The following is a 4,205-nucleotide window of genomic DNA, read 5'->3' as shown; positions in this document are numbered from 1 at the left end:
GCTTCGCGTTTCCGCCGGTTGCTCCCACCACGCCATTTGGCTTATCAAAAACAGCCGAGGCTCTAATCGCAGCCGGATGAAACTTCAGTGGCAGGTCAAGAACTAAAAAATTCACTCTCGTATCCACAATAGAGCGCGCCTATATCAATGCAACGATCATCGTCATTTTATAAGCATGATGGAGATTTAGAAAATTAAGAGCGGTAGTTTCGTATGGCCGTCTGATCGAGATCGGCAGCAGGAACCAAACGATAGTGACGTTCTTCTACGATCTTCACTTGGCCGTCGTCCAATGTGAGTTCGAACAACGCAATAACACCTCCAGCCATGAACTGCGCCGCGATGGGTCGGCAGCGCATATCTGGAAACTTCTCGGTCGCGAAAGCGAGATCTTGTGATATCTGCACAACACCAATTTGATCGTTACCGCCTTTAGCTTGCACCGGAATAACGTAATGACAACCATGCTTGTCGAGGCCGATATATACTTCATCAATCTCGATCTGCCCGACGCCGGAAACGGTCGTGCGCAAATGGTTTTGCAAGCTATAAGTTGTGAGCCCCAAGAACGTGTCAATCAGGCGATTGTAACGGACAATGGCAAGCAGCGCCTGCTCGTCGTCCAGCGCGTATGCGCGAATGAGTTCTGGTGTTGCATCTGGGATCGCGATCGTAGCGAGTGCCTCGCTCGGTACGATACGGGTGATTTTGACGAGGCGGAACCGATAGCGCGCCCGCCCCGCGCCTTCGATAACCCACTCCAAGCCCTCGGGCTGGGTTTCTAAGATTCTGTGGGGCAGAGGATATCTGAACCGAAACGAATAAATCAAATCACCGATGTTCTTCGGGAGCGCTATGTTTTCCTTTTTGGCATGGGCTTCGATTTCGCCGCGTTCAAACTCGAATTCAACGACGCCATCTGCCCAATGATCGAAGAAGATATGTTCGATTAGAATGCGATAACGATTACTGTCGCCATTCTTAGCCATTGGCCACCTTCAATCGTTTAAGGGTGGCCTCAATCTCAGACTGCTTGCGTTTTTTAGCTCCACTCTTACGATCGCGCTTGGAACTGGGTTTCGCTACACCAAAATGCTCGGCAGCTTCGGTCATTTCCATATAGATAAACTTAGTATCACCGAGCTTCTGAATGCCACTGGCCGGCTTCGGCTTCACGCCAAGCGCCCGCACAACCTCGGACGCAATAGCCCGCGCCAATGGTGGAGGAACCGCATTTCCGATCTGCCGCGCACCATGCCATTTGGTGGCATGAAATCGGAACCAATCAGGGAAACCGTGTAGGCGGGCCATTTCACGCACGGTAATACAGCGATCATAGTCGTAATGGATAGGGCGCGGGCTGGTGAAAGCACCACGTGCACCGTCCGTCCCGGCACGCAGAGTGTTGGACAAACCCTTCGGCGGGAGTTTAAAGAAACGGCTGATTGGCTCGACTTCGCCTTGCGCCGTCGCGGCGAAGCGCCCCTTGGAAATTGCTGTATGTACCGTGCGGGCACTCGACGTTAAAAATTCTGGCATCCAGTCGCGAATGCGCCCGAAATGCCACGCATCGTTTGTCAAACAGCGCATTTCAGCAGCATAGTTCGATGGAGATTTAAACGCTGTCGTTTTCACGATATCGGTTTCCCTTAGCGTTTCGAAACGCTCTGCATCTGGCAAATCGCCAAGTGCATCTTGGCAAGTAGGACCGGATGGAAGACCCTGAATATTCCGCTTGCCATCTGCCGGATTCGTGATGGCGAGTGGATAATGGGGAAGGTCGAGCCCCTTCTTTGCTCCGAAAAGAATTAAACGTTGACGGTGTTGAGGGACACCGTAACACGCCGCATCGAGAACCCGCCACGGCAAGCGAACCTGATAACCCCGCGCGTCGAAAGCTGCGACCAGCTCGTCTAGAAAGTCGCGATGCTTGCCGACCGTCAAACCTTTGACATTCTCAAACACAAACGTCTTTGCATCTAGCTCAGCGACGATACGAACAAAATCCATAACAAAGCTGTTTCGCGGATCATCGAGTATCCGGTGCCCGATCATCGAAAAACCCTGACAAGGAGGCCCGCCAAACACACAATCGATTTCGTGGCCTTCAAGGTCGGCAAGACGACGGATTTCATCCCCAGAAAGGCCTGCTACCGACTGCGGAATTACAGCGCAATCGGGAAAATTGAATTTATGGATCGCGCAGTGGATCGGATCGATCTCGACGGCGGCGGCAACGTGAAAGCCTGCCTGTTCGAAACCAAGACTCATTCCACCTGCTCCTGCGAACAAGTCGACGCCTACCGGGCGGCTCGAAGTTTTTTTTCTGGGCGATTTTTGATTCGTCATAAGCCGAAGTCTAGCCGTCGATAGCGGCATTGTCGATCGAATTCGACAAGCCTTCTACAAAATTTGTAATCCGATTGAAGGCAGTTGGAAAATCGGCGAGTTCGCACTGCCAAACGACAAGTACTTCCCATCGTAGCGCTTTCAAGGAGGAGAGATTGCGGTCGTCGCGGATGCGGTTCGCCTCAATTTTTGGCCCCCAATATTCGATTCGGGATTTAGAGGGGCGGCCTTTGGCACATCCGTGGCCGTGCCAGAAGCAACCGTGAACAAAAATCGCTTTTTTTTGCGCTGGAAAAACGATGTCAGGCGAGCCTGGCAGATCCTTACGATGGAGACGATAGCGGAAGCCCAAGGCAAACAAAGCTTTCCGAATCACCTGTTCGGGTCCGGTATTCTTTTGCCTGACGGATTGCATGATCCGTCGTCGTTGCTCTGGCGTGCGCGTGTCCATCAAAGGGAACATAGTGCAGCAGCATAGAAATTTCACCATCCGGGACGATAGTAAGCTGTAATTCGTCACACTGTGACAGCTTGGATAATGCCCCTAGCATTGAGCGTCGTGAGATTTTCTCTCAAGCGAACTGCCATATCCATCCGCTCATGCAGGATACTCATCACACTTAGATCACCGTTATCAAGCTTCCGGAAAACACGTAATGATGCTGATACCGGCTGAAATAAGCGTCATTCTTAAGGTCACCGGGGCCGGCAAGTCTTTGGGGCAGACGCCGCCAAAGCAGATGGTTGTCGCAAAGGCGCTGCAAACGCGCGTGCAAGCCACGTATATAGGTCTCAGCCTGCGCTTCACCCCAAGTATCCACGGTGTCGCGCCAGATTTTATCCTGTGCAGCATCGGTAGGCGCATAAAAACGATAAGCTGCCATAACTAGCGACGCTTGTTTCGGCCAATTACATCGTCAGCAGAGACGGCTACAAAGTCGCTGTCATCCGCGCGCATGGCAGGAGACAGTTCCTTTTGCAAGGAATCCCATGCCTCGTCGCGGGTTCGCAGGTCATGCCGGATAAGCGCTTGAATATATTCGCTCGCATTCTCATAAAGACCGTCCCCACCAATCTGTTGCTTGATATGGTCTTGCAATGCACCGCTGACTTTGACGTGAATGCTTCCTGACGCCATGGCGTATTCCTTTCGATCTCTAAAACTATGAAAAGTGTAGCACATATTGTCAATATTCATCACGCATTGCTGGTTCGGCTGGCCACGCGTTTGGTCTTTTGCCACCAGCGGATGGTTACCAAAGAGGATAGAAGAAAACACTTTTGAAGCGCCGACGGTAAAATGATAGTTGCTCAAATTTTAGACGCAGTAAGTACATCCAATTTGCATTTTTTGCGCGCAGTCGGAGCTGTAAAATCTAATTTGGTAGCTGCGTTAAATACTCCGCCCGCTCCTTTTCGTACCGCACATAATCTTGTTTCCAGCCTTCGATTTGCGCATAACGCGGATCAGTCTTCATACCCACATAATCAACCGTCACCCTGGTTTCTGGTATTGGAGACAGCGAATTAAACTGCCTTTGCGTCAGAGCCGTACCGGCTTTCTGTATTCGGCCCCCAACCAGATTGGCGATCTGCTCTGCAATTTTTTGGGCAAAAGAAGGCCCAGATACGCCATCCAGACCCGCTAACAGGTTACGGAGCCGCTTGCCTAAAGCGTCGTCGCTCGTCACGGCTCCCTGATTATCGATGGTCGCAACTACATTTCCAGCGATAACGACGTCCGCATAGGGTTTAAGGGTAACCATCCGGACTAGGCCGCAGACCTTATGAATTTGGCTCATCAGCGATGATGCGTTCGATCTTTTCCGGATCACATTGCTCGTCGATAAGGAACT

General features: G+C 51.5%; 6 protein-coding genes. All 6 read right to left on the bottom strand.

Features of this window, described 5'->3' with window-relative positions:
- Positions 1-194: 194 nt before the first annotated feature.
- Positions 195-989: an endonuclease gene (locus tag ACQZ40_RS25600; RefSeq protein WP_443408590.1), complete on the bottom strand. Its 795-nt coding sequence runs from the start codon at positions 987-989 to the stop codon at positions 195-197.
- Positions 982-2,349: a DNA cytosine methyltransferase gene (locus tag ACQZ40_RS25595; RefSeq protein WP_443408589.1), complete on the bottom strand. Its 1,368-nt coding sequence runs from the start codon at positions 2,347-2,349 to the stop codon at positions 982-984. Before ACQZ40_RS25595 ends, ACQZ40_RS25600 begins: the two co-directional genes overlap by 8 nt.
- 10 nt (positions 2,350-2,359) lie before the next feature.
- A complete protein-coding gene (locus ACQZ40_RS25590; RefSeq protein ID WP_443408588.1) occupies positions 2,360-2,800 on the bottom strand; it encodes a very short patch repair endonuclease in 441 nt (146 codons plus the stop codon).
- A 169-nt stretch (positions 2,801-2,969) separates the two neighbouring features.
- Positions 2,970-3,233 (bottom strand): hypothetical protein, encoded by a 264-nt coding sequence (locus ACQZ40_RS25585; RefSeq protein ID WP_448748906.1) that lies wholly within the window; start codon positions 3,231-3,233, stop codon positions 2,970-2,972.
- 2 nt (positions 3,234-3,235) lie between these two features.
- Positions 3,236-3,487 (bottom strand): ribbon-helix-helix domain-containing protein, encoded by a 252-nt coding sequence (locus ACQZ40_RS25580; protein WP_448748907.1) that lies wholly within the window; start codon positions 3,485-3,487, stop codon positions 3,236-3,238.
- Between the two features lie 238 nt (positions 3,488-3,725).
- Positions 3,726-4,205 (bottom strand): hypothetical protein (locus ACQZ40_RS25575; RefSeq protein WP_448748905.1); only part of this gene is annotated, 480 nt, incomplete at its 5' end.

The organism is Agrobacterium sp. 16-172Ci, from assembly GCF_053522725.1.
This window is presented reverse-complemented; position numbering and strand designations above follow the sequence as displayed.

Coding starts and splice junctions, on each gene's coding strand:
- ACQZ40_RS25600 (WP_443408590.1), bottom strand. CDS start 989: ATGGCTAAGAATGGCGACAGTAATCGTTATCGCATTCTAATCGAACAT.
- ACQZ40_RS25595 (WP_443408589.1), bottom strand. CDS start 2,349: ATGACGAATCAAAAATCGCCCAGAAAAAAAACTTCGAGCCGCCCGGTA.
- ACQZ40_RS25590 (WP_443408588.1), bottom strand. CDS start 2,800: ATGGACACGCGCACGCCAGAGCAACGACGACGGATCATGCAATCCGTC.
- ACQZ40_RS25585 (WP_448748906.1), bottom strand. CDS start 3,233: ATGGCAGCTTATCGTTTTTATGCGCCTACCGATGCTGCACAGGATAAA.
- ACQZ40_RS25580 (WP_448748907.1), bottom strand. CDS start 3,487: ATGGCGTCAGGAAGCATTCACGTCAAAGTCAGCGGTGCATTGCAAGAC.